This is a genomic window from Streptosporangium sp. NPDC004631, assembly GCF_053601935.1.
The window spans coordinates 352929-377945 of the sequence record NZ_JBSGCR010000001.1; the positions used below are offsets into that span (position 1 = coordinate 352929).

The 25017-nt window shown below is 72.8% G+C and carries 26 protein-coding genes; 8 read left to right on the plus strand and 18 right to left on the minus strand.

All coding sequences use genetic code 11. The features are described from left to right. Positions 1-4: 4 nt before the first annotated feature. Entirely contained in the window at positions 5-1642 is a 1638-nt protein-coding gene (locus ACWEF2_RS01375) for a precorrin-2 C(20)-methyltransferase (protein ID WP_453811080.1), read from the plus strand. Here the strand turns inward: ACWEF2_RS01375 and ACWEF2_RS01380 are convergent. From ACWEF2_RS01380 to ACWEF2_RS01415, 8 genes are all read right to left on the minus strand, one after another. Further along, the gene (locus tag ACWEF2_RS01380; protein WP_453811016.1) at positions 1617-2372 is read right to left on the minus strand and encodes a cobalt-precorrin-6A reductase; all 756 of its coding nucleotides are present in this window, start codon (positions 2370-2372) and stop codon (positions 1617-1619) included. The two genes, ACWEF2_RS01375 and ACWEF2_RS01380, sit on opposite strands and share 26 nt — an antisense overlap. 123 nt (positions 2373-2495) lie before the next feature. Beyond that, on the minus strand, positions 2496-3239 hold the full coding sequence (gene cobM / locus ACWEF2_RS01385; RefSeq protein ID WP_453811017.1) for a precorrin-4 C(11)-methyltransferase: 744 nt from the start codon (positions 3237-3239) through the stop codon (positions 2496-2498). Further along, a complete protein-coding gene (gene cbiE / locus ACWEF2_RS01390; protein ID WP_453811018.1) occupies positions 3236-4474 on the minus strand; it encodes a precorrin-6y C5,15-methyltransferase (decarboxylating) subunit CbiE in 1239 nt (412 codons plus the stop codon). Before cbiE ends, cobM begins: the two co-directional genes overlap by 4 nt. Beyond that, positions 4467-4859, minus strand: coding sequence for a pyridoxamine 5'-phosphate oxidase family protein (locus tag ACWEF2_RS01395; RefSeq protein ID WP_453811019.1), 393 nt, complete (start codon positions 4857-4859; stop codon positions 4467-4469). Before ACWEF2_RS01395 ends, cbiE begins: the two co-directional genes overlap by 8 nt. 89 nt (positions 4860-4948) lie before the next feature. Then, positions 4949-5497, minus strand: coding sequence for a peptide deformylase (gene def / locus ACWEF2_RS01400; protein WP_453811020.1), 549 nt, complete (start codon positions 5495-5497; stop codon positions 4949-4951). Positions 5498-5575: 78 nt separating this feature from the next. Next, on the minus strand, positions 5576-5974 hold the full coding sequence (locus ACWEF2_RS01405; RefSeq protein ID WP_453811021.1) for a TIGR03618 family F420-dependent PPOX class oxidoreductase: 399 nt from the start codon (positions 5972-5974) through the stop codon (positions 5576-5578). A gap of 230 nt (positions 5975-6204) precedes the next feature. After that, positions 6205-7110, minus strand: coding sequence for a helix-turn-helix domain-containing protein (locus ACWEF2_RS01410; protein ID WP_453811022.1), 906 nt, complete (start codon positions 7108-7110; stop codon positions 6205-6207). Positions 7111-7219: 109 nt separating this feature from the next. Further along, entirely contained in the window at positions 7220-7471 is a 252-nt protein-coding gene (locus tag ACWEF2_RS01415) for a DUF397 domain-containing protein (protein WP_453811023.1), read from the minus strand. A 231-nt stretch (positions 7472-7702) separates the two neighbouring features. On the opposite strand from ACWEF2_RS01415, the gene ACWEF2_RS01420 reads away from it, so the two are divergent. Together ACWEF2_RS01420 and ACWEF2_RS01425 are read left to right on the plus strand one after the other, a co-directional pair. Beyond that, on the plus strand, positions 7703-8206 hold the full coding sequence (locus ACWEF2_RS01420) for an ATP-binding protein (protein ID WP_453811024.1): 504 nt from the start codon (positions 7703-7705) through the stop codon (positions 8204-8206). 197 nt (positions 8207-8403) lie between these two features. Then, positions 8404-9225 carry an SAM-dependent methyltransferase gene (locus ACWEF2_RS01425; protein WP_453811025.1) on the plus strand — a complete coding sequence of 274 codons (822 nt, stop codon included), beginning with the start codon at positions 8404-8406 and terminating at the stop codon, positions 9223-9225. 60 nt (positions 9226-9285) lie between these two features. On the opposite strand, the gene ACWEF2_RS01430 is transcribed toward ACWEF2_RS01425, so the two are convergent. Further along, positions 9286-9993, minus strand: a complete 708-nt coding sequence (locus ACWEF2_RS01430) for a fasciclin domain-containing protein (RefSeq protein WP_453811026.1) — start codon at positions 9991-9993, stop codon at positions 9286-9288. A gap of 230 nt (positions 9994-10223) precedes the next feature. Next, positions 10224-10874: a hypothetical protein gene (locus ACWEF2_RS01435; RefSeq protein WP_453811027.1), complete on the minus strand. Its 651-nt coding sequence runs from the start codon at positions 10872-10874 to the stop codon at positions 10224-10226. A 17-nt stretch (positions 10875-10891) separates the two neighbouring features. On the opposite strand from ACWEF2_RS01435, the gene ACWEF2_RS01440 reads away from it, so the two are divergent. Beyond that, positions 10892-11107 (plus strand): hypothetical protein, encoded by a 216-nt coding sequence (locus ACWEF2_RS01440; protein WP_453811028.1) that lies wholly within the window; start codon positions 10892-10894, stop codon positions 11105-11107. A 135-nt stretch (positions 11108-11242) separates the two neighbouring features. Then, positions 11243-12880, plus strand: a complete 1638-nt coding sequence (gene pgm / locus ACWEF2_RS01445) for a phosphoglucomutase (alpha-D-glucose-1,6-bisphosphate-dependent) (protein WP_453811029.1) — start codon at positions 11243-11245, stop codon at positions 12878-12880. 11 nt (positions 12881-12891) lie between these two features. Here the strand turns inward: pgm and ACWEF2_RS01450 are convergent, their stop codons facing one another. After that, entirely contained in the window at positions 12892-13506 is a 615-nt protein-coding gene (locus ACWEF2_RS01450) for a hypothetical protein (protein ID WP_453811030.1), read from the minus strand. A 242-nt stretch (positions 13507-13748) separates the two neighbouring features. On the opposite strand from ACWEF2_RS01450, the gene ACWEF2_RS01455 reads away from it, so the two are divergent. The 3 genes from ACWEF2_RS01455 (at position 13749) to ACWEF2_RS01465 (ending at position 17605) form a co-directional block, all read left to right on the plus strand. Next, on the plus strand, positions 13749-14783 hold the full coding sequence (locus ACWEF2_RS01455; protein WP_453811031.1) for an N-acetylglucosamine kinase: 1035 nt from the start codon (positions 13749-13751) through the stop codon (positions 14781-14783). A 237-nt stretch (positions 14784-15020) separates the two neighbouring features. After that, on the plus strand, positions 15021-16664 hold the full coding sequence (locus ACWEF2_RS01460; RefSeq protein ID WP_453811032.1) for a glycoside hydrolase family 3 protein: 1644 nt from the start codon (positions 15021-15023) through the stop codon (positions 16662-16664). Positions 16665-16711: 47 nt separating this feature from the next. Continuing rightward, positions 16712-17605 carry a MurR/RpiR family transcriptional regulator gene (locus ACWEF2_RS01465; RefSeq protein ID WP_453811033.1) on the plus strand — a complete coding sequence of 298 codons (894 nt, stop codon included), beginning with the start codon at positions 16712-16714 and terminating at the stop codon, positions 17603-17605. Between the two features lie 48 nt (positions 17606-17653). Here the strand turns inward: ACWEF2_RS01465 and ACWEF2_RS01470 are convergent, their stop codons facing one another. The 7 genes from ACWEF2_RS01470 to ACWEF2_RS01500 form a co-directional block, all read right to left on the minus strand. Further along, complete coding sequence (locus ACWEF2_RS01470; protein WP_453811034.1) at positions 17654-18757, minus strand: serine hydrolase domain-containing protein; 1104 nt, start codon at positions 18755-18757, stop codon at positions 17654-17656. Continuing rightward, complete coding sequence (gene murQ / locus ACWEF2_RS01475) at positions 18750-19694, minus strand: N-acetylmuramic acid 6-phosphate etherase (protein WP_453811035.1); 945 nt, start codon at positions 19692-19694, stop codon at positions 18750-18752. Before murQ ends, ACWEF2_RS01470 begins: the two co-directional genes overlap by 8 nt. Before the next feature lie 87 nt (positions 19695-19781). Next, the gene (locus ACWEF2_RS01480; RefSeq protein ID WP_453811036.1) at positions 19782-20750 is read right to left on the minus strand and encodes a GNAT family N-acetyltransferase; all 969 of its coding nucleotides are present in this window, start codon (positions 20748-20750) and stop codon (positions 19782-19784) included. A 5-nt stretch (positions 20751-20755) separates the two neighbouring features. Continuing rightward, entirely contained in the window at positions 20756-21766 is a 1011-nt protein-coding gene (locus tag ACWEF2_RS01485) for an ABC transporter ATP-binding protein (RefSeq protein ID WP_453811037.1), read from the minus strand. Continuing rightward, positions 21763-22968, minus strand: coding sequence for an ABC transporter ATP-binding protein (locus ACWEF2_RS01490; protein ID WP_453811038.1), 1206 nt, complete (start codon positions 22966-22968; stop codon positions 21763-21765). The genes ACWEF2_RS01485 and ACWEF2_RS01490 overlap by 4 nt, the downstream gene beginning before the upstream one ends. An 8-nt stretch (positions 22969-22976) precedes the next feature. Further along, positions 22977-23879 (minus strand): ABC transporter permease, encoded by a 903-nt coding sequence (locus tag ACWEF2_RS01495; protein ID WP_453811039.1) that lies wholly within the window; start codon positions 23877-23879, stop codon positions 22977-22979. A 124-nt stretch (positions 23880-24003) separates the two neighbouring features. Then, positions 24004-25014 carry an ABC transporter permease gene (locus ACWEF2_RS01500; protein ID WP_453811040.1) on the minus strand — a complete coding sequence of 337 codons (1011 nt, stop codon included), beginning with the start codon at positions 25012-25014 and terminating at the stop codon, positions 24004-24006. Positions 25015-25017 lie beyond the last annotated feature (3 nt).

Consider the following 25017-nt stretch of genomic DNA (forward strand, 5'->3'; position numbering starts at 1 on the left):
CGACATGTCGGCAGGACGGCTCTGGGGCGTGGGACTCGGGCCGGGAGATCCGGAGCTGGTGACCGTCAAGGCCGCCAGGCTCATCGGCGAGGCGGACGTGATCGCGTTCCACAGCGCCCGTCACGGCCGGAGCATCGCCCGTTCGGTGGCCGCTCCGTACCTGCGGGACGGTCAGATCGAGGAACCCCTCATCTACCCGCTCACCACGGAGACCACCGACCATCCCGGCGGATACCAGGGCGCCATCGACGACTTCTACGCCGCCTGCGCGCTGCGGCTGGCGGTCCATCTGGACGCCGGCCGGGACGTGGTGGTGCTGTGCGAGGGCGATCCGCTCTTCTACGGCTCCTACATGCACATGCACAAGCGCCTCGCGCACCGTTACGTCACCGAGGTGGTCCCCGGGGTGACGTCGGTGAGCGGCGCCGCCGCGGTCCTGGGCCGGCCGCTGGTCGAGCGGGACGAGACGCTGACCGTGCTGCCGGGGACGCTCCCGGCGGAGGTCCTCGCCGAGCGACTCGCCGCGGCCGACTCGGCGGCGGTCCTCAAGCTCGGCCGGACCTTCGTCAAGGTGCGCGAGGCGCTGGCCGAGGCCGGCCGGCTCGACGAGGCCTGGTACGTGGAACGGGCCACCACCGGCGCCCAGCGCCTGGCCCCGCTGGCCGAGGTGGATCCGGACACCGTGCCGTACTTCTCGCTGGCGCTGATCCCGAGCCCGGTCAACGCGGGACACCCCGGGCCGCCGGCGCGGACTCCCGTCGCCGCGGACGCGCCCGGCGCCCCGGCCCAGGGCGGGGGCGCGGACAGGGCCGCGGGTGACGCGCCCGTGCCCGCGACCGCCGGGGCCTCGGCCGAGGGTGGTCCCCCGGCGGCCGGGGAGCGCGGGAACGGGATCCCCGGCGAGGTGGTGGTGGTCGGGCTCGGCCCGGCCGGGCGCCCCTGGCTGACCCCGGAGGCGCAGGAGGCGCTGGCCGCCGCCGACGAGCTCGTCGGGTACGGCCCCTACCTGGACCGGATCCCGCCGAACCCTCGTCAGCGCCGCCACCCCACGGACAACCGGGTGGAGGCCGAGCGGGCCGCGCACGCGCTGGGACTGGCCAGGGCCGGGTCCCGGGTGGCCGTGGTGTCCTCGGGGGATCCCGGGGTGTTCGCGATGGCCAGCGCGGTGCTGGAGACGGCCTGCGAGCCGCGGTTCGCGGACGTGCCGGTGCGGGTGCTGCCGGGCCTGACCGCGGCGCACGCGGTGGCCAGCAGGGCGGGGGCGCCGCTCGGCCACGACTACTGTGTGCTGTCGCTGTCGGACCTGCTCAAGCCGTGGGAGGTCGTCGCCGAGCGGATCGCCGCCGCCGCCCGGGCCGACCTGGTCCTGGCGATCTACAACCCCGCCTCGAAGAGCAGGACCTGGCAGGTCGCCGCCGCCAGGGACCTGCTACTGGAACACCGGGCGCCGCAGACGCCGGTGGTCATCGGCCGCGACGTCGGCGGCGCCGGGGAGCGGGTGACCGTCACCACCCTCGCCGAGCTGGACCCGGCGGCGGTGGACATGCGCTGCCTGCTCCTGGTGGGCTCCTCGACCACCCGGGTCGCCGAGCGGGGCGACGGCGGCCGGGTGGTGTTCACCCCCCGCCGCTACCCCGCGTGACCGCCAGCCAGGCGAGCGCCTCCTCGACGGTCTCCACCGCCGGGACGCCGGCGGGACGCGGCGGGCGCCGTACGATCACGACGGGCAGCCCGAGCTCGCGGGCCGCGAGCAGCTTGGCGGTGGTCATCCGGCCGCCGCTGTCCTTGGTGACCAGCACATCGACGCGGTGCTCCCGCATGAGGGCCAGCTCGCCGTCCACGGTGAACGGGCCCCGGCTGAGCAGCACCTGAAGGCGGCACGGGACGGGCGGCTCCGGCGGATCCACCGAGCGGGCCAGGAACCACAGGTCGTCGAGGCCGGCGAAGACCGGCAGGCTGCGGCGGCCGGTGGTCAGGAAGATCCGCCCGCCCAGCGCGGGCAGCAGCCCGGCCGCGGCGGCGAGCGACGGCGTCCAGCGCCAGTCGTCGCCGGGGCCCGCCCGCCAGCCGGGGCGCCGCAGGATCAGCAGCGGCACCCCCGCCCGGCCGGTCGCCTCCACCGCCGAGGCGGTCATCCGGGCGGCGAACGGGTGGGTGGCGTCCACGACGGCGTCGATCCGGCGATCGCCGAGCCAGGTAAGGAGCCCGGCGGGGCCGCCGAAGCCGCCCTCGTGCACCTCACCCACCGGCAGTCTGGGGTCGCGCACCCGGCCGGCCAGCGAGGACACCACGTGCGTCCCGGCCCATCCGGCGAGCGCGGCGGCCAGCCGCCTGGCCTCGTCCGTGCCGCCCAGCACCAGGATGTTCAGCACACCGCGGCCCTTCCTCGGTCTCTTCCCTCGCGGGACGTCGCCCCGCCGTACCCGGCGGGGGCTTGAGCGTGGGCACGGCGTCCCCGCGCCGCGGGTGGACCACCGGCGCGTGAGGCGCCGGGCTCAGTCACGGCAGCGGGCGGCCGAGTACAGGTGGCTGTCGGGGAACTCGGACGCGGTCAGCACGCGGCCGACCACGATCACGGCGGTGCGGACGATCCCGGCGGCGCGGACCTCGGCGGCGATGCCCTCCAGGGTGCCGCGCAGGATCACCTCGTCGTCCCTGCTGGCCCGGGCCACCACGGCCACCGGGCAGTCCGGCCCGTAGTTGGGGATGAGCTCCCCGGCGACCTCCTCGATACGCTGCACGGCCAGGTGGAGGACCATCGTGGCCCCGCTCAGGCCGAGCGTGCCCAGGTCCTCGCCGTCGGGCATGGGGGTGGCACGTGCCGAGGTCCTGGTCAGCACGACCGTCTGGCCCACCCCGGGCACGGTGAGCTCCCGTTTGAGCGAGGCGGCGGCCGCGGCGAAGGCGGGCACGCCGGGGACCACCTCGTAGGGCACGCCTGCGGCGTCCAGCCGCCGCATCTGCTCGGCCATCGCGCTGAACACCGACGGATCCCCGGAGTGCAGCCGGGCCACGTCCCGACCGGCCCCGTGGGCGGCGAGCATCTCCGCCACGATCTCCTCCAGGGCCATCCTGGCGGTGTCCACCAGCCGCGCCCCCGGCGGGCAGTTCTCCAGCAGCTCCGCCGGGACGAGGGATCCGGCGTACAGGCACACGGGGGCGGAGGCGATCGCCCGCCGGCCTCGCAGGGTGATCAGGTCGGGGGCGCCCGGCCCCGCTCCGATGAACCGTACCGTCACGGCTTCCCCTCCTCGGCGCCCTCGGCGCCCGGTTTGACCGCCGTCCAGATCGTCACCGGCATCATGGGCCGCCAGCCGGTGAAGCCGCCGACCGGGGCCGCCCTGCCGACGGCCAGCCGGACCAGGTCGCCGCCGAGTTCCGCGTGCCCGGCGGCCAGTACGGCCTCCGACTCGACGGTCACCGCGTTGGCCACCAGCCTGCCGCCGGGCCGCAGCGCCGCCCAGCACGCCTCCAGCACTCCGGGAACGGTCACGCCGCCGCCGATGAAGACGGCGCCGGGCGGTTCCAGCCCGGCGAGCGCCCCGGGCGCGGCCCCGGTCACCACCTCCAAGCCGGGCACGCCCAGTGCCGAGGCGTTGCGGGTGATCCTGGCGGCCCGCTCCGGATGAACCTCCACCGCCACCGCCCGGTTGGCCCGATGGCCGCGCATCCACTCGATCGCGATGCTTCCGGCGCCCGCGCCGACGTCCCAGAGCAGCTCGCCGGGGACGGGCGCGAGGCGGGACAGGGTCACCGCGCGGACCTCGCTCTTGGTGAGCTGGCCGTCGTGCTCGAAGGCCTCGTCCGGCAGGCCGGGAAGGCAGGGCAGCGGAACGGTCCCGGGGTCGGCGCGGCACTCCACGGCGACGACGTTGAGGTCGTGGACGGGCTGCGGGGACCAGCGGCCCGCCGTACCGGAGACGACGCGCTCCTCGGCGCCGCCGAGCCGCTCCAGGACCGTCATCGGGCTTCCGCCGTACCCCCGGGCGGTGAGCAGCGCGGCCACCCGCGCGGGGGTGTGGCCGTCGGCGCTGAGCACCAGCATCCGGCGGCCCCGGTGGACCGCGGTGTGCACCGACTCGACCGGCCGGGCCACGAGGCTGACCACCTCGACCCGGTCGGCGGCCCAGCCGAGCCTGGCGCAGGCCAGCGAGACCGAGGACGGATGCGGCAGCACCCGGACCCGGTCGGCGCCCAGCAGCCGGACCAGCGTCGCGCCGAGACCGTGGAACATGGGGTCGCCGCTGGCCAGCACGCACACCCTGCGGCCCCGCTGGGAGGCGATCAGCGCGGGCAGGGCGGGGAGCAGCGGCGAGGGCCAGGTGACGCGTTCGGCGGTGGGCTCGGGGACCAGCGCGAGCTGCCGCGCGCTGCCCATCACCACCTCGGCGGCGCGCAGCTCGCGCCGGGCCGCCGGGGAGAGACCGGCCCAGCCGTCGGCCCCGACGCCGACGACGACGACCGGGTCAGACATTGCCCAGCACCCGGGTGAGGCGAATCTCGATCACGACGCGGGCCGGGTTCTCGCGGGGCTGCCGGTACCTCTCGGCGTAGCGGCGCACGGCGTCGGCGACCGACTCGGGGTCGTCACGGATGACGGCGCGCCCCTCCAGGGTCGACCAGCGGACGCCGTCCACCTGGCAGACCGCGACCGCGGCCCCGGTCGGCCCTCCGGCGCGCACATGGCGCACCTTGTGCGAGCCGTCCGTGGTGATCACCCGGGCGATGCCGGCGGACACGTCCAGCGTCACCCCCACCGGGACGACGTGCGGTGTGCCGTCGGCCCGCACGGTGGTCAGCGTGCTCAGGTGACGTTCCCGCCAGAAGGCGTGGAACCCGTCTCCGCGATGCTCCAGCACCCGTAACCTCCCGTTCTCCTGCCAACGGGCGACATGCTAGCCGGGAGGTGTGCCCGGTGGGCGACCGCCTCCACCGGGCCCGCGGGGGATCACCCCGTGACGGCCTGGCCGTCACGTTCCCCCTGGTAGGCCGCCAGCACCTGTGCGCGGCGCTCGGCCGGGAGGCGGTCGATGTACAGGCGGCCCTCCAGATGGTCGGTCTCGTGCTGCAGGCAGCGGGCGAGCACTCCGGTGCCCTCGACGACGATCGGCGCGCCGGTGACGTCGAATCCGTGCACCACGGCCAGGTCCGGCCTGGCCAGCGACGCGCGCTGCCCGGGCACCGACAGGCAGCCCTCCTCGTAGTCGGCGAGGTTCCGCTCACCGGGGGCGGGGAGCACCAGGGTCGGGTTGACCACGACGCCCTTGCGGTACTCCTCGGTCTCGTCCGGGCAGTCGTAGACGAACACCCGCAGCCCGACCCCGATCTGGTTGGCCGCGAGGCCGACCCCCTCGGCGGCGTACATGCTCGCGAACATGTCCGCCACCAGCGCGGCCAGCTCCGCGTCGAAGCGGGTCACCTCCGCGCACGGGCGGTGCAGTACCGGCTCGCCGACAAAGGTGATCGGCCGGGCCGTGCCCTCGCCGCTTGCTTCCATCCGAAACGCCTCCAGGTCCGCCACGTGTCGTTCGCGGCAGCAGACTACCCGGAGCCGGGCGCTCCCGGAAAACGACCGTCAGCCGCCCGCGTTGTAGATGACCTGGTCGGGCCTGACCCGGACCGTGATGCGCCGCTCGCCCGGCTGACGGTAGGGGTAGGTCTCCACCCCGAGGTACTTGTTCGCCAGGCGGTCGATGACCTCGTCGGCGCCCTCAAGCTCCAGCTCCGCGGTGCCCGCGACGCTGACCAGGTGGAAGGCGTCCCCGGGGTCGAGGACGCTCACCGACACCCGGGGGTCGGCGCGCAGGTGGCGCTCCTTGGCACGGCCGACGGCCGTGTTGAAGACGACGTCGTCCCCGTCGACGTCCACCCAGACGACCGTGCTGTGCAGCGAGCCGTCGGACCTGACGGTGGTCACCCAGCCGTGAATCGGCCGGCGGAGCAGCTCCTTGGCGTCGTCGTTCAGCTTTCCCATGGGAACCTCCACGATTGGCGGTATGCCTACGGACCAATCGAACATCACGCGTGACCGATCGATTCCACCGCCCTGGGCGAACGCCCGGAACGGGCCGCCGGGCACGGCCCGGTGACGCCGGAACCGGGCCCGTGAGGGCCGGCGCCCCCGGCCTCGGCAGCGGGCGAAAGGAGGTCCGCCGTGCGCACCCGTACGGCGGCCCGGGCGGTTTCGCGGCGGGAGGCGGGGCCTTACAGCTCCTCGCGGATCCGCAGGAGGATCTCCCTGGTGTGCGACGCCGGCTCGGCCTCGATACACAAACGTTCCATGACCTCCAGATAGCTGTCGACGTCGTCGCGCTTTTCCAGGTAGACGGCGCTGGTGAGCTGCTCCATGTAGACCACGTCGGGCAGGTCGGGCTGGGAGAAGCGCAGGATGCTGAAGGGGCCGCCGGCCGCGGCGTGGCCGCCCACGCTGAACGGCACGACCTGGACGGTGACGTTGGGCAGTTCGAGGGCCCGCAGGATGTGGTCGATCTGGCCGCGCATCACCTCGGTCCCGCCGAGCGGGCGGCGCAGCACCGCCTCGTCCAGCACGGCCCACAGGTGGGGCGGGTCGGGACTGAGCAGGATCCGCTGACGCGCCAGGCGCAGCCGTACCCGCCGCTCGACCTCCGCCTCCGCGGCGTTGGGGTACCCCAGCAGGACGACGGCCCGCGCGTACTCCTCGCTCTGGAGCAGGCCGGGCACGAACTGGACCTCGTAGTTGCGGATGCCGGTGGCGGACTCCTCCAGGCCGACGTAGGTCTCGAACCAGTTCGGCAGGACGTCGTTGTAGTTGTGCCACCAGCCGGGGAGATTGGCCCGCTCCACAAGAGCCAGCAGCGTCTGGCGCTCGTCGCCGTCCGCCACGCCGTACAGCGTGAGCAGATCGGCCACGTCCCTGGCACGGAAGCTGACCCTGCCGCACTCCATGCGGCTGACCTTGGAGTGCGAGGCGCGGAGGGCGCGCCCCGCCTCCTCCAGGGTGATGTGCCTATGCTCGCGGAGTCGTCGGAGCTGGGCACCCAGCACGATCCTCAGCACCGTGGAACTTCCTCGCGGCACGGCTATGGGGGTCGGGGGAACCGGCTCGCCTTCGGTGTGAGGTGTGATCATCTACAGTCCTTCAGGCCCGGAACACCAGTCCCTGCCAACTTATTTGGTCATTGTGGTCGTTGCGAGCCTTCACCGTACTCCGGTCGCTCATTCCCGGCTATAGGGAATTTTATTCTTCAATCAAGTTGGGGATCAGGTCGTCGAAGTCGCCGCCCTTGACGCCCCGGACGAAGGCGTCGAGCTCGCGGGGGGTGTAGATCAGCGCGGGCCCCTGGGGGTCTCGCGAGTTGCGGATGGCCACTCCCCCGTCCGGTAACGCGGCCACCTCCACGCAGTTGCCGCTGGGATTGCTGAAGTGACTTTTCCGCCAGACGACCCCGTTCAGCAGGGTGGCCGACATGCCGTTGTACAGCTGATTCATCCTCGCCTCTCACATGTTCAGGGAGGGAAACACCGATAGGAGCATACGACTTTGTGCAAATGCACGTGCATCTGTGCTTGCTTCTGCACATCGGCGCGTGCAAGATGACTACACGGATTGCTCCCGCAACGCGATCGTCACACCCCCCCAAGGTCGCAGATGACTGCTCGCCAAAGGCATCACGTCACACCCCTCCGGACAGAGATCGATGGCTGGGAACGATGGTTGTCAATGCTTGATCACATACTTCCGCCGAACGGCCTGCCGCCATGGGCGGCCGGAGACGGCCACACCAACCAACTACAGATGGCGGTGCGAAGTCTCCGCCACGACCCCTGCGCGGCACGGACCGCCCGGGAGTTCACCTCCGCGGCACTCCGCGCCTGGAGACTCGAACCGCTGGTCGACGACACCGGCGTGGTGGTCTCGGAACTGGTGACCAACGCCGTACGGCACGGCATCAGGGGCGTGGCCGACCCCCACCGCCCGCAGGACGTCAGGGTCATCCTCTGCCACACGGAACGCTCGGTGTTGTGCGTGGTCACCGATCCCAGCGATCAGGGGCCCTGCCTGCGCGAACCCGACTACGAGGCGGAGAGCGGCCGGGGAATGCAGGTGATCCAGGGAGCCAGCGAGATGTGGGGCTGGACCCCCCTGGAGACCCGGGGCAAGGCCGTCTGGGCGGTCTTCACCCTCCCGGCGAGGACTCTCCGGCACCTGGAGCCCTGCCACTGAGGCCCGTGCCGGGGGTCCGGGACGCGGCCCGGCCGGCCCGCACGATAAAAACGAACAAATATTCCTTAACTCTCCAAACTATTAACATCGCCCGTCAGAAGCGCGACAATCAGCCTTCTTCTCTCACTGCTGAGACATGACATCCACCAATGGACGTCACGGCTCCTCCGTCTCACAGGCAACCGAGGAGATGGTGCATGGGCAACATGGTCAGGCGATCACCGGCGGGACTGGACACCAGCGTGCCCAACGTCGCGCGGATGACCGACTACTTCCTCGGCGGCAAGGACAACTTCGCGGCCGACCGCCGGGCCGCCGAGCAGGTTCTCGCCGTCGCCCCGGAGATCAGGGACATGACGCGCGAGGGACGGTCCTTTCTGGGCCGGGCGGTGCGCTACCTCACCGAGCAGGGCATCGACCAGTTTCTCGTCCTCGGCTCCGGACTGCCCAGCCGGCACAACATCCACCAGATCGCCCAGTCCCTCCGCCCGGACGCCCGCGTGGTCTACGTCGACGACGACCCGGTGGTCCTCTGCCACTGCCAGGCCCTGCTCGTCACCAACCCCCGCACCACCGTGGTCAGGGGCGACGTGCTCCACCCCGACGAGATGCTCTCCGACCCCGAACTGCTGCGGCTCATCGACCTGGACCGCCCGGTGGCCGTGCTGATCGGCTCCGCGCTCCAGTTCATCCCCGACGAGGACGACCCTTTCAAGAGCGTCGCCCTGCTCCGCGACTCGATGACGGCCGGCAGTCATCTCGTCATCGCCCACGCCGTCTTCGGCATGTGCCCCGAGGTGGCGGAGCCGGTTTTCAACGTCTACCGCCAGGCCCTCGGCCGGGACCAGAACGTCTCGCGCACGCGCGCGCAGGTGCTGCGCTTCTTCGACGGGCTGGAGCTGGTCGACCCGGGGCTCGTCCACCTCCGCCACTGGCGTCCCGACAACCCCCTCACCTCCCAGGTCTCGGAGAAGACGTGGGCCGTGGCCGGGGTCGCCCGCAAGACGGACGGCCGGTGAGGGCGGCCGTCGTGAGGGGCGCCTTACGGCGGGCACCCCTCCGGCGGCCGGAGCGCGCGGTTAATGCGGCGGGACGAGCACCTTGTCGATGATGTAGACGACCGCGTTGGCGGTGGGCACGTTGCCGCAGATGATCTTGGCATCGTTGACCGTGTACTCCCCGTTCTCCTCCTTGACGGTCAGCTTGCCGCCCTCAAGCGTCTCCAGCGTCCCGCTCTTCAGCTCCTTGGGCGTGACCTTCCCGGAGACCACGTGGTAGGTGAGAACCTTCTTCAGCAGCGCCTTGTCCGACTTCAGCTTCTCCCTGACCTCCTGCGGGATCTGGGAGAACGCCTCGTTGCTGGGCGCGAACACCGTGATGCCCTCGGCGGAGTTGAGCGTGTCGACCAGTCCGGCCTCCTTGAACGCACCGACCAGCTGGGACAGCCTCGGGTTGGCGGCCGCGGCGGTGGCGACCCGCTCCTTGGCCATGCTCGCGATGCTGCCCGGCCCCGAGCTGGGCAGCGCGGCGCAGCCCGGCCCGAAGGGCAGGGTGGCCTCACCGCCCTCCGACGGGGCGCCCGACATGTTCTCCGAGGGGCCCTCCGACGGCATCTCGGAGGGGGCGCCCGACATGTTCTCCGACGGGGCGCCCGACGTCATCTCCGAGGGCTCGGGGGTGGGCGAGAGCGTGAGGGCGGAACCCGTGGCGGTCGCCTGGGCGGCGACGGGGAGGGCGGCCAGGGCCACCGCGGCGAGAGCGGATGCGAGAAGAGACTTCTTCTTCACGATGATCTCCTTGATTGGACGGATGGGACGTCCGGGCCCGCCGAACGGGTCCCGCCTGCCTCATCGATCTGTTCGTAGATCAATGCCCTCTGCTTTCACGATAAATGCCCCATAGAGTGACTCTTGACTACATATCTCCCAGAAAGATCCGATCGGCAATCGAGCATGACGCGTCACCGTACAACAGACCACGGGCACGAAAATCGCACCGCCGGAGGTCTCCTCCCGGGTCACGCCCGCCGGGCCTCCCCCGTGTCCACGGTGATCTCCCCACCGAGCCGGAACCCCCCGGAGAGCTTGAGGTCGTCTCCGCTCCAGAAGCGGCCGGGGTCGTACCAGTTCGGCCGGCGCCCGCCCGGGAGCAGTCCCATCGCCTCGTAGGTGACGGCGACGACCTCGGCGCAGTAGGCGCTCTCCAGGGCGCCCTCCCCGGCGCCCCGCCCCACGAGCCTCGGCATCCGGCCGCGCGCCCAGCGCCCGGCGAGCCGGGCCGTGGAGGGGAACGGCGTGCCGTCCAGGCGGGCGACGGTGCGCAGCACGGCGTCCTCCATCTCCCGGGTGACCAGGGGTTCGAGCTGGCGCAGCCACGCGCGCTGGCCGTACCTGGTGGCCCACACGGAGACCGCCTCGCGCAGGTCGTGCAGCTGCACCCCCCGCTGGTGGACCCCGGCCCACAGGTCGGGCAGCGACCGGCCGAGCTCGGCGTGCCACATCAACGGGGGCATGTCGTCGACGACGACGGACATGCCGACATGGTTGACGGGACTGTTGGTCACGGTCTGGATGGCCCGATCGGGCACGGTGCGGCCGCGGAACAGCCACACGTCGCCGGTACGGGCCAGGTTGACCGCCTCGTCGAGGCCGATGCTCTTGCCGGGCATCTCTGTAGCCTAGGCACATGCGATGGTGGAAGGTAATCGGTCTGGCCGGGGTCGCGGGCGTCGCGGCGACCGGAGTGGTGATCGCCCGGGCCGAGCGGCGGCGGCGGGCCTACACCCCGGACGAGATCCGGGCCCGGCTCCGGGCCCGGCTGGAGGAGACCCCGAAGGGCGAGACCGGCGGCACGGACGGCGGCGCCGAGGGGGACACCGGGGTGACCGGCCGGGCCCGCTGACCAGCCGGCCCGGTTCTCCGCGTCACTCCCGGCGTTCCAGCGGAACCCAAAGATTGGGGGAAATGACGGCTTTCACGACAGTTCTCCCTGTTTGAGGCTGGGTACCGTTGGCCGTGATGAGCTAAGGAGATCGCATTGACACACGATCGCGCGGGGCAGCCGGCGCAGCCGTCCGACCTGATTGACGTGGCCCGTCTGGTGACCGCCTACTACGCGCTGCACCCCGACCCCCAGGAGGTCGGCCAGCGGGTCGCCTTCGGGACCTCGGGGCATCGCGGTTCGTCGCTGAACGCCGCCTTCAACGAGGATCACATCCTCGCCACCAGCCAGGCCATCGTGGAGTACCGCGCGGCGCAGGGGGTGGACGGCCCGCTGTTCCTCGGCGCCGACAGTCACGCGCTGTCGGAGCCCGCGCGGGTGTCGGCGCTGGAGGTGTTCGCCGCCAACGGGGTGCGGGTCCTGATCGACGACCGCGACGGCTACACCCCGACCCCGGCGATCTCGCACGCCATCCTCACCCACAACGGGGGACGCACGATCAGGTCCGCCGACGGCGTGGTGGTGACCCCCTCGCACAACCCTCCCGGTGACGGCGGCTTCAAGTACAACCCGCCGAACGGCGGACCGGCCGACACCGGCGCCACCCTGTGGATTCAGGACCGGGCCAACGCGCTGATCGCCGGAGGGCTGAAGGAGGTCAGGCGGATCCCCTATGCCAGGGCACTGGCCGCCGACACCACCGGCCGTCACGACTTCCTCGGCCACTACGTGGACGATCTTCCCTCGGTGCTGGACATCGACGCGATCAGGGAGGCCGGGGTACGCATCGGCGCCGATCCGCTGGGCGGGGCGAGCGTGGCCTACTGGGCAGAGATCGCCGAGCGTCACCGGCTGAACCTGACGGTGGTCAACCCGCTGACCGACCCGACCTGGCGGTTCATGACGCTGGACTGGGACGGCAGGATCCGGATGGACTGCTCGTCGCCGTACGCGATGGCCTCGCTCATCGCCCGCCGCGACGCCTTCGACGTCGCCACGGGCAACGACGCCGACGCCGACCGGCACGGCGTCGTCACCCCGGACGGGGGCCTGATGAACCCCAACCACTATCTCGCCGTGGCCGTCTCCTACCTCTACACCCACCGGCCCGGCTGGCCCGCGGACGCCGGGGTCGGCAAGACGCTGGTGAGCAGCGGCATGATCGACCGGGTGACCGCCGGCCTGGGCAGGCACCTGTTCGAAGTGCCCGTCGGGTTCAAGTGGTTCGTGCCCGGGCTACTCGACGGCTCGCTCGGGTTCGGCGGCGAGGAGAGCGCGGGAGCGTCGTTCCTCCGCCACGACGGCTCGGTGTGGACCACCGACAAGGACGGCATGATCCTGGCGCTGCTGGCCGCGGAGATCATCGCCACCACCGGCCGTTCGCCCAGCGAGCACTACTCCGACCTGGTCTCCAGGTTCGGCGACCCGGCCTACGCCAGGGTCGACGCCCCCGCGACGCGGGAGCAGAAGACGGTGCTCGCCCGGCTCTCGGCCGACCAGGTCACCGCCGAGACGCTCGCGGGCGAGCCGATCACGCGGGTTCTCACCTCGGCCCCCGGCAACGGCGCCCCCCTCGGCGGAGTCAAGGTGTCCACCGAGAGCGCCTGGTTCGCCGCCCGGCCCTCCGGCACCGAGGACGTGTACAAGATCTACGCCGAGTCCTTCAAGGGGCCCGAGCACCTCGCGCGGGTGCAGGAGGCGGCCAGGAACCTGGTGTCGGAGTCGCTCGGCTGAGTGCGGGCGCCTCACCGCCGGCGCGGCCGCCGCCACCGGCGGATGCCCACCCACAGTGCGGTGGCGACGCCGACGAGCGTGGCCAGGACGTACACCCCGGCGGTCGAGGCGTCGGAGACGTAGCCGTTGCCCCCGACGAGTACCGCCATGATCATCGCGCTCAGGAAGCCCATCCCGGCACCGGCGGCCAGACCGAGACCGCCGCACTTCAGCGCGCGGGAGAGGCGGCCGGAACGCCGGCGGTCCGGCACCATGACGGACATCAGCCGCTCGACGACGACCTCGGGATCGTCCTCGACCCGGCCGGCGGCGAACTGGCCGGCCGGACGGCCCGGCTCAGGCTCGTTCAGGTAGATCCACTGGCGGTGGTCGAGAAAGACGGTGGCGTCCCCCGACTCCGGGGAGCTCAGCCAGAGGAAGGGCGTGCCCTCGGGGAACCGCCTGAGCCCGTGCCGTACCACCGGCGCGTTCGCGTCAAGCGCCGTCCCCAGAGCTCGCAGCGCCCGTTCATCCCCCGAGTCGGCCACCGCGGGTCCTCCCTCGCGCTCCCGGTGTCCTCGTACGGCCAGGCACGGCGCCCCGCCGGTTCCCGGGCCCGGGACGCCGGGGACTCTCCCGGTCACCACCGGGGCACCGTCGCCGCCGGGCTTCGCCCTCCATCATGTCCGGCTCTTCCCCGGAAAAACGGCAACGAACATGATCCCCCGTACTCATCAGGCATAAACCGGTGTTTTCTTGGCCAAGCACGACGGCTGCCCGGGGTGTGGCCACGGCCGTGACCGCACCTCCCCGCGGGCTCGCCCGGCCCCTTGCAGGAATTCTTCACAAGAATGAGATATTAAGGAGATTATCTACACATGGAGTACGTGTGACAACACTGGTCATCGGCGTCGACGGCGGGGGGACGAGCACCCGCTGTGTGGTGGCGACGGACTCCGGCGAGGTGGCCGGACGGGGGTACGGCGGCGGGGCTAACGCGCTCTCGGCCGCCGCCCCCGGCGCGAGCCTGCGCTCCGCGCTGCGGGAGGCGCTGGGCGATCTCGACCCGGCCCGGGTGACGGCCGGGGTGTTCGGGCTGGCGGGCGCGGACTCGGCACGCGAGCGTGCCGAGTCGATCGCCGTGGAGGCGTGGCGATCGGCCGGGCTCTCCGGGCGGCCCTCGGTGGTGCCCGACACGCTCGTGGCCTTCGCCGGGGCGACCGACGAGCCGTCGGGAACGGTCCTGATCGCGGGCACCGGCGCGGTGGCCGCGCGGATCGAGGACCGGCGGATCGTCCGCCGGGCCGACGGGTACGGCTGGCTGCTCGGCGACCAGGGGTCGGGGACGTGGATCGGGCGGCGGGCCGTACAGGCTGTGCTGGCCTCGCTCGACGGGCGGGCCGGGCCCACCGCGCTGTGCGGGGCGGTCCTCGGCGACCTCATGTCCGGCGGCATGTCCGGCGGCGCGGTCCACCCCGAGGGCACCGGGACCGGTCCCGGGGAGGCTCCCTCCGGCGGCACGCCGATCCGGTGGCTGGTGAACACCGTCCACGCGGGTGTCGCCGAGACCGGGCCCTCGTGGCTGGCACGGCTCGCGCCGCTGGTCGAGGCGGTGGCCGGGGCGGGCGACGCGACGGCGGCGGAGATCCTCCAGGAGGCCGCCCGGCGGCTGACCGGCACCGTCCGGTCGCTGGGCCCGGGCCCCGGCCCGCTGGTGCTGGCGGGCTCGCTGCTCACCGAGCCGACGCTCCTGGCCGCACGGGTTCGCGCCGGCCTTCCGGGCGCGGTGATCACCGCCCGCGACGGTGCGGCCGGGGCCGCGGCGCTCGCGCTGCACGCCACCGGGCCCCCTGCCGGGTGTACCTCCGGCCGGGACGCCGACGCCCGCGCCGCGCACCGCCGATTGATCCGCGATGGGCGATGAGCGGCGGAGGCGGCTCCCCGGCGCGAGCCGTACCCGGTTCCGCGCCGAAGGGCCCCGGGCCAGGGTCATCGCCGGAGCCGGGGGCGTCCGCCGAGACGCCGCGGCACGGAGACCGTGCCGATCATGAGGGTTCCGACAGGAGGAAATGACAGAAAATTCCTTCTAGTGAATTGAAAGTGAAAGAAAGTGCCATTAGCCGGTAATCTACCCGGAGACGTCTCCGCGAAGGGTGCCTCCATGCCGCACAGCAGCCCCGGTCTGGCCCGGCTGGCCATGACCGTGCTCCAGCCGGGCTTCGACGGCGTCTCGCCGCCCGGCTGGCTGCGCCGGGCGCTCGCCGAGGGGCTCGGCGGGGCGGTGCTGTTCGCCCGCAACCTCGAAGGCCCCGAGCAGACGGCCGGGCTCGTGGCGGCCCTGCGGCGGGAGAACCCCGCCGTGGTGGTCGCGGTGGACGAGGAGGGTGGCGCGGTCACCCGGCTGGAGGCCGGGACCGGCAGTTCGTGGCCGGGCAACCGGGCGCTCGGCGTGGCCGACGACGTCGAGCGGACCCGGCTGGTCGCCCGGGAGATCGGGCGCCTCCTCGCCTCCGCCGACATCACCTTGGACTACGCCCCTGTGGTGGACGTCAACGCCAACCCGGCCAACCCGGTGATCGGCGTCCGCTCCTTCGGCCCCGACCCCGGACTGGTCGCCCGGCACGGCGCGGCCTGGATCAGCGGGCTGCAGAGTGCCGGGGTGGCCGCCTGCGCCAAGCACTTCCCCGGCCACGGCGACACCGTCACCGACTCTCACCACGCGCTGCCGACCGTGCACGCCTCCGCCGGACTGCTCCGGGAGCGTGACCTGCCGCCGTTCCGCGCGGCGGTGGAGGCGGGGGTACGGGCCGTGATGTGCGGTCACCTGCTGGTTCCGGCGCTCGATCCCGTCGCCCCCGCCACGCTGAGCAGGCGGATCCTGACCGGGCTGCTCCGCGAGGAGCTGGGCTTCGGCGGCGTGCTGGTCACCGACGCGATCGAGATGGGCGCGGTCGCCGCCCTGTATCCGCCCGGCGAGATCGCGGTCCGCGCGCTGGCGGCGGGGGCGGACGCGATCTGTGTCAGCAGGTCCTCTCCGGGCGGCGAGAGCGTCCACGCGCTGCGCGACGCGATCGTGGAGGCGGTGCACGACGGGAGCCTGTCCGAGGAGCGCCTGGCCGAGGCGGCGGCACGCGTACTCGCCCTGGCCGCCTGGCACGCCGGGAGCACCGGAGAGACCGGAGACACCGCCGGATCGGGGATCCTGGGGCGGGACCGGCACGGGGAGCCCGGCCGGGACGGAGAACGCGACCGGGACGGAGAGCGCGGCCGGGACGGGGAGGGGGACCGCCGGAACGGGGCGGGAGATCGGCCCGGGGACGGCGAGGAGCTCGGCCTGCTGGCCGCCCGCGCGGCACTGCGCGTGGTCGTGGCGGGAGACCGTACGGCACCGGGCGCCCCGGTGGTTTTGGGCGCTCCGCCCCGGTTCACGCGACCACCGCTGATCCTCGACATCGCCCCCCGGCTCAACCCGGCGGTCGATCCGGGCATCCCCACCGGCCTTATCGGCGCCGTGTCCGAGCTGCTCCCGGGCACCACGGGACACACGATCACCGCCGAGGCGGCGGAGCTGCCGGACATCGGCGACCTCGGGCGCCCGCTCGTGCTGGTGGTGTACGACGCCGCGCGCCACCCGTGGGTCCGGGAGCTGCTGGCCCGGGCCGTCCGGCTCCGCCCCGACGCGATCGTCGTCGAGACCGGACTGCCCGGCGAGCCCTGCGGCGCCGTGTACGTCGCCACGCACGGCATCTCCCGGGCTTCGGCCCGCGTCGTCGCACAGTGGCTGGCCGGCGGCCGGAGGACCTGATCTCACGGTGGCCGACAGGCTTGATATCAACAGAAAAAGGTACCCCCATGTTCGACCAGAACGGCCCCACCCCCGTGAACCTGGTGGCCACCGTGCGGGCGATCCTGCCCTCGCTCACCCCCGCGGCCCAGGGCATCGCCCGCCTCATCCTCGACGACCCCGCGTTGGTGGCCCGCAGCACCATCACCGAGTTCAGCGCGGCCGCGGGGACGAGTGAGGCCACGATCGTGCGCACCGCCAGGGCCCTCGGCTTCGCCGGCTACTCCCAGCTGCGGTTCGCCCTGGCCGGCGCGGTGGCGCGGCAGGCGCCCGAGCGGCTGGTCCCGGGCGATCTGGGACCCGACGACCCGCTCACCGACGTGATCGCGAAGGTGGCCAGGGCCGAGTCCGAGGCGCTGGCCGACACCGCGGCGCAGCTGAACCCGGACCGGCTGGGCCTGGTCGTCGAGGCCGTGGCCGGTGCACGCCGGGTGGACGTCTACGGAGTCGGCGCCTCCGGCCTGGTGGCGGGGGACATGGCGCAGAAGCTGATGCGGATCGGCCTGCCCGGCCACTCCTTCACCGACGCGCACCTCGCCCTGACCAGCGCGGCGCTGGTACGGCCCGGCGACGTCGCGGTCGGGGTGAGCTGCACCGGCGAGACCCCCGACGTGCTTGCGCCGATGGGCGTGGCGCGGAAGGCGGGCGCGATCACGGTGGCGATCACCAACAACCCGCGCTCCGCGCTGGCAGATCTCGCCGACCACGTCCTGGTCTCGGCCGGCCGGGAGACCGCGTTCCGTCCCGGCGCGCTGGCCAGCCGGATCAGTCAGCTCCTGATCGTGGACTGCATCTTCGTCGGCGTCGCACAGCGCACCTTCGAGACCTCGGAGGCGGCGCTCCGGGCCACCAGGGACGCGCTCGGCGACTTCCTGACCGACACCCGCCGTCGCGGCAGGTGAGGGTGGCACAGGCCACCGTCTCCCGCGCCTGAGAGAAGGCGAACGGCGTCAGGACAGGCGCAGGGCCTCCGCCGCGACGGCGTGACGCAGGTCGCGGATGCCCGCCCGGCCCCGGACGGGGTGCACGTTGTTGGTCAGCAGCACGGCGGTCAGGCGGCGCTCCGGGGCCACGACGACGGAGGTGCCGGTGAAGCCCGAGTGGCCGTAGGAACCGGTAAGCGGGCCGGCGACGGCGGGGTCGTCGAGGCGCACCCCCAGCCCCTGGCCGAACGCCGCCCCCCTGACGCCCTGGTCGCGGGTCATCTCAGCGACCGTGTCCGGGCGCAGGATCGGCGCTCCGCCGGTGCGTAGCGCCTCACCGAAACGCAGCACGTCGTCGGCGGTGGCGAAGATCCCGGCGTGTCCGGCGACCCCGCCCAGGCCGTGGGCGGTCTCGTCGTGGACCTCACCGCGCACGCATCCGGGACCGGCGCGGCCGGGCATGTACTCGGTGGCGGCGATCCGGGGCAGCAGCGACCGCGCGGGCCGGTATCCGGTGTCCGGCAGGCCGAGCGGCCCGGTGATCCGGGTGCGGAGCAGTTCGTCGAGCGGAGCCGCTCCGGCGATCTCCGCCACCCGGCCCGCGATGATCAGGCCGACGTCGGAGTAGAGGTGGTGCCCGCCGGGCGGACGCGACGGCGGCGTCGAGACGACGCGCGCCAGGCGGGCGGCGTGGACCTCGGGCCCGTCACCGGGGATCTCCTCGTGGGCCCGGTGACCGGCCGGCAGGCCCGCCGTGTGGGTGAGCAGGTGCCGCGGGGTGACCCCGGGGGGCGCGTCCGGCAGCCAGGCCGTGACGGGCTCACCCAGATCGAGGCGCCCCTCCTCGGCCAGCGACAGGACGACGACCGTCGTGAAGAGCTTGGTGAGCGAGGCCAGATCGAAGATCGAGTCGCGGCGGGCGGCCGGACGCCCGGCCAGGAGCGCCTCGGAGGGGCCCGAGTACCGGACGAGCTCCCCCGCCGCCGCCGCGGCCACCGTGGTCCCGCCGACGGAGATCACCGCGACCGCCGCCGAGCACACGCCCGGCACGGCCGCGGCCAGGACACCGCCGAGCCGCCCGGATCTCCCGGGGACGCCGATCACCCCGGCCGCCCCGGAGGTCTCAGGCACCCCGCGCGTCCTCCGAGGCCCGTTCCTCCGGCCCCGCCGACGCTGCCCGGGCCGCCTCCAGGTTGTCGCCGTGCCCGTCCAGCAGGGCGCGGGCGTCGTCGGGGCCGAGGCCCTGCTCGATCATCAGCACCGCGATCTTCACCTGCCATCCCGCCGCCTCCAGCGCGGGACGGGCGACGGAGAGGCTCGCGCCGGTGATGTCGCCGACCATCCGCGCCGCCCGTCCGGCCAGCTTGGAGTTGATCGCGGACATCTCGATCATGCTGTTGCCGTAGGTCCGGCCCAGCCTGACCATCGCGATCGTGGAGATCATGTTGAGGATCAGCTTCTGCGCGGTCCCGGCCTTGAGCCGGGTCGAGCCGGCCACCACCTCCGGGCCGACGATCACCTCGATCGGGTGCAGCGCCGCCCCGGAGAGCGGGCTTCCGGCGTTGCAGGAGAGCGACACGGTCAGCGCTCCGCGGCGGCCGGCCTCGGCCAGCGCGCCGAGCACGTACGGGGCCCGGCCGCTGGCGGAGACGCCCACCAGGGAGTCGAGCGCCCCCACCCGCCGGCCGGCGATCGCGGCGGCCCCCGCGGCGGCGTCGTCCTCGGCGCCCTCGACCGAGTGGGTCAGCGCGGGCTCGCCGCCCGCGATGATGCCCTGCACCAGCTCGGGGTCGGTGCCGAAGGTCGGCGGGCACTCGGAGGCGTCCAGTACGGCCAGCCGGCCCGAGGTCCCGGCGCCCACGTAGAACAGCCGGCCTCCGGCCTTCATCCGGGCGACGACGGCGTCGACCGCGGCGGAGATCACCGGGATCGCCGCGGCCACCGCGGTCGGCACCGTGGCGTCGGCCGCGTTCATCAGCCGGGCGACCTCCTCGGTGGGGAGCCGGTCGATCCGGCTGTAACGCGGATCGCTCTGCTCGGTGGACAGGTCGGCGAGTGGATCAGTCATGGCATTCCATGTTGCTAATTTTCATCGGACTCTTCCAGGATGGAAATTATCTTTCATCGGATGCGGCCGACTCCGCCGCCCGGCCCGTCACCGCAGCTCCCTGCGGTAGAGCCAGAAGACCCGTTCGGCGCGCGCGCCGACCGCCCGGGAGTAGAAGCCGAGAGGCCCCACCCAGGAGATCTGCGCGCTCGTCAGGCCCGCCGCCCGCTGCTCGGCCAGGCAGCGGCGCAGCAGCACCCGGCCCACGCCGAGCCCGCGTGCCGCCGGGACGGTGCCCATCGGGCCGAACCAGGCGGGCCTGGCGCCCCACGCGGCGAAGCCGAGGATCTCACCGTCACGGGAGGCGTAATGGCAGCCGGTCGCCTGCTCGGCCTCCCAGGCCCAGTTGCCGTTCCACTGTCTCCGGACGAAGGCGGCCACGGCATCCCGCTCCTCGCGGCCGGCCGCGTGCACGGTGACGCCGCCGGCCGCCAGCCGTACCAGGTCGGCCTGGACCGACAGGTCGGCGGTGAGATCGACGGTCATGTTCCATGCGGTTCTGTACCGCTGGTAGCCGAGCTCCTCGGCCAGGCAGGCCGCGGGCGTGTAGCGTACGTCGATGCCCGGCCAGGCGTAGCAGGGCGGGTTGCCGGCGAACCGGACCTCCGTCGCCCCCTCCGCGCGCAGCCACTCCTCGGCCGCGGCGATCAGCGCGCGGCCCCGCCCCTCACCCCGTGCCCCGGGGACCACCGCGAGCAGGTCGATGTGGCCTAGGGATCCGTCCTGCTCCGACATCGAGGCGAACAGCACGCCGTCGAGGTCGCCGCTCACCAGCGCCGTCCACCGGCGCCCCGGAGGCGGCTGCGCGAGGCGGGCCACCAGCGACGGCGCCTGCGCGGCGTCCAGGGTGAGCGCGGCCCGCGCGACCTCGCCGAGCGCCGTCGCGTCCGCGGCGACGGCCTCACGGATCCCCGGCGGCGTCGCCGGACCGGTCGTGCCCGACAGACCCGACGCGCCCATCGTGTCCCCCCCTCCGTCCTGGCCGCCCGTGCCGCCTCCCCCGCTTCCGCCGCTCAAGCCCGTCACCCCCCGCCGACCGGCATGGCGACGACGCTGCGGCTCATGGGGTGGTGGCAGGCGTGCTCCTGGGGCGTGCCCTCGCCGTGGCCGAGCAGCGGCTCCTCGGTCAGGCAGCGCTCGGTGCGGAACGGGCAGCGCCGCGCGAACAGGCAGCCCGTGTCGCGGTGGCTCTCGTCGAGCGCCTCGGTCGGCACCACCACCTGCTCTCCGGGCCGCTCCAGGCCGTGCAGCACCGGAATGGCCGACAGCAGCGACTGGGTGTAGGGGTGGACCGGGTCGGAGATGATCGTCTCCACCGGCCCCCGTTCGACGACCTGTCCCCGGTAGATGACGTAGAGCTCGCCGTCCGCGCCGATGTAGCGCGCGGTCGCCACGTCGTGGGTGATGAACAGCACGCTCACCCCGAGCCGCTCGCGCAGGTCCTTCAGCAGCGCCAGGATGCCCAGCCGCAGTGATACGTCGATCATGGAGACGGCCTCGTCGGCGACGAGCATCTCGGGGTCCACGGTGAGCGCGCGGGCGATGACCACCCGCTGGCGCATCCCGCCGGAGAGCTGGTGCGGATAGCGCGGCAGCACGTAGCCCGGGTCGAGGCCGACCAGGGAGAGCAGTTCCCCGGCCCGCTCGTCCACCCACGACCTCGGTCGGCGGGTCTGCCCCGCCCGCAGCGTCAGCGGCGCGTTCAGCGTCTGGTGCACCGTGCGGGTGGGGTTGAGCGCCGAGTAGGGGTCCTGGTGGATGAGCTGGATGCGGCGGAAGTACGGCTGCCGCTGCCTCGGCCGGAGCGAGGACATGGCGGTGCCGTCGATGACGATCTCACCGGAGTCGTGGGGCTCCAGCCCGGCGATGATCCGGCCCAGCGTCGTCTTGCCACAGCCGGACTCACCGATGAAGGAGGCCGCCCCGCCCTTCTCGATGGCGAAGTCGACGCCGCGCAGCGCCTTCACCTCCCGGCCGGCGAGCACTCCGCCCCGCTGCCGGAAGGTCTTGGTGACACCTCTGCCCGTGATCACGCCTGTTCCCCCTGTCTTCCCCGTACCCCGGCGACCTGCCGTACTCCCCCGGCCGCCCGTATCCCCTCGTCCCGCCTCTCCTCGTCAGCTCCCGCCGCGCCCGGTATCTCGTCGATCGCCCACACGTCCCCGGGCTCCCAGGTCCGCGCGGCGGTCGCCGGTCCGGGCCGCCGGGCCTCCGCCGCGACGGCGTGGCAGGCCACCAGCGACTCCCCCTGGGAGAGCACCGGTGGATCCTCGGTCTCGCAGACGTCCATCCGCAGGACGCAGCGCTCCCGGAACACGCACCCCTCGGCCGGGATCGTGCCCAGCGTCGGCGGGCGGCCCGGCAGGGCCGTGGCCTCGTCGATGTCGCCGACCAGGCGCGGTATGGCCTGGAGCAGGCCCCGGGTGTACGGGTGCCGGGGGGCGCCGAGCACCTGGGCGGTCGGGCCCTGCTCGACGACGCGCCCGCCGTACATGACGGCCAGCCGGTCGGCGACCTCGGCCACCACGCCGAGGTCGTGGGTGATGACCAGCGTGGTGAGCCCGCGCTCCTCGTGCACCTCGCGGACGATCCGCAGGATCGTCGCCTGGGTGATCATGTCGAGCGCGGTGGTGGGCTCGTCCAGCACCACGAGGTGGGCGTTGAGCACCAGCGCGAACATGATGCCGACCCGCTGGCGCATGCCGCCGGACAGCTCGTGCTGGTGGGAGTCGAGCACGCGGGCTCCGTCCATGCCCATCCGGCCGAGCAGGTCCCTGGCCTCCCTGACGAGCCCGCGCAGGTCCGGCACGTCGTGCGAGCGGCCCAGGTCGAGCAGTTGCTTGCCGATCGTCTTCAGCGGGTTGAGGGAGTTCTGCGCGGCCTGGAAGACATAGCCGATGTGCCGTCCCCTGGCCTTGCGGAGCGCCTCCCCCGTCAGCTTCACGACGTCGCCGAGACCGTCGATCTCCACACTGCCCGCGCTGATCCTGCCGGGCGGCTGGACGGCGTTGAGCAGTGACAGCGCCAGGGTCGACTTGCCGGAGCCCGACTCGCCGACCACCCCGGTGATCGAGCCCGGCACGAGCTCAAGGTCGATCCCGGAGACGGCGGGAAGCTCCCCGGCCGGTGTCCGGTAGACGACGGACAGGCCGCTGACACGCACTCCCGGCGCGGTTCTCCCGGCGGTGCTCTTAACGGTGCCCTCAGCGGTCACGGCTACCTTCTCGGATGTCATGGGCGCCCCTACTCCTCACGCAACCGGGGGTTGAAGATCTCGTCCATGGCGTCGACGACGAGCACGATGCCCAAGGTGAGCAGCAGGATCGCCAGCAGCGGCGCCATCAGGTACGGCAGTGCCGAGGTCGTCGTCAACGCGCCGCCCCCGAACACGGCGAGGTTGAGCATCACACCCCAGTTGTTGGCCTCGAACGGCAGCACGCCCAGGAAGAAGAGCCCCACCTGCGCGTACACCGCGCCGGTCACCGCGATGAGCATGTTCATCGCGATGAAGGGCGCCATGCTCGGCAGCAGTTCCCTGCCGACGATGTGCGTGGTGGAAAGCCCCAGGCCCCTCGCCGCCTCGATGAACCCGCGCTCGCGCAGGGAGAGGGTCTGGGCCCGTACGGCCCGCGCCACACCGCCCCAGCCGAGCAGCCCGAGCACCAGCCCCATCTCGACCGCGCTGCTGAACTTCCACACGGTGGACAGGATCAGCAGCAGCGGCAGGCCGGGGATGGTCAGCTTCATGTCGGTGATCCGCATGAGCACGGTGTCCCAGCGCCCGCGCCGGAAGCCGGCGAACAGCCCGATCCCGGTGCCGAGCGCGACCGTGATGACCGCGGTGACCAGTCCGGTCAGCAGCACATACCGCGATCCGGTGATCACCAGGGCGAGCACGTCGGTGCCCTCGAAGTCGGTGCCGAAGGGGTGTGCCCAGCTCAGCGGGGCGTAGAGCGCGCTGTCGTCGCGCGGCAGCCGCTCGGGATAGAGCATCGGGCCGAAGACGCCCATGAACGCGAACAGGGCCATGATGGCCACGCCCAGCATCCGGCTGGGCTTGCGCTTCAGCACCCGCCAGACGCCGCGCCAGAAGTTGCGCCGCAGGGTCGCGCGGGAGCCGCTCACGGCGATGATCGGTGCGGTCACCGGGTCTCCTCCCCCGTCTCCGCGGCGGGGACACCGTCCCCGCCGGTCGTCCCGCCCAAGGCGGCCATGCGCCCATCCGGGTGCCCGGCCGGGTGCCCGGTGGTGTGTCGGGTCGTGTGCCCGGTCATGCGGAGGTCCCCTCTCCTGAGCGCACCCGCGGGTCGATCGCGGTGTAGAGCAGGTCGGCCGCGATGTTGGCGATGACGATCGCCACGGTGATCAGCAGGAAGGCCCCGCCCATCAGCGCGTAGTCGCGGCTGGTGATGCTGTCGATGAGCAGCAGCCCCAGTCCCGGATAGTTGAAGATCCGCTCGATGAAGATCGCGCCGCCGAAGAGCAGGCCCAGCGAGAGCGCGAGGATGGTGAACAGCGGCAGGATCGCGTTCCGGGCCACGTAGCGGAAGATGATCCCGCGTTTGAGCCCGCGCAGTTCGGCGGCGAGGATGAAGTCGTCGCCGAGCACGCTGACCACGCTGGACTTCATCGCCAGGATCCAGCCTCCGTAGGAGGCCAGCGCGTAGGTCGCGATCGGCAGCGTGGCGTGCTGGATCAGCGAGCCGATGTAGGCGGCGTTGAAGCCCGGCTCGAACATGATGTCCGCCGTGCCCCCCGAGGGCAGGATCGGCAGGAGGGTCGTGAAGACGGCGCCCAGCAGCAGCGCGAGGACGTACTGCGGCAGGCCGTGCAGGAGCGAGCCCGAGATGGCCAGGACGTCGCCCAGCCTGCCCGACCGCCTGATCGCCGCGTAGACGCCCACGATGATGCCGACCAGGAAGCTCAGCAGGGTGCCCACCAGGACCGGCAGCAGGGTCCACTTGGCCGCCGAGGCGAGCACGTCGGTGACCGCCGCGCCGGGGACGCTGACCGACTGGCCCAGGTCGAGGCGGAACAGGCCCGATATGTAATCGAGGTACTGCTCCCACATGGTGCCGCTCGGCATGAACCCGTAGAGCACGGCTGTGGCGCGCTCGGCCTGCTCCGGCGACATGCCCTGCTCGACGAGCTTCTCGTAGCGGGCGAGCATGGGATCACCGGGGATGTTCCTGATGATCAGGAAGCTGATCGTGGTGACCACCAGGATCATGACGAGCCCTCGGGCCAGGTGGCCGGCGAGCCGGCGTGCGATGACCATCATCCG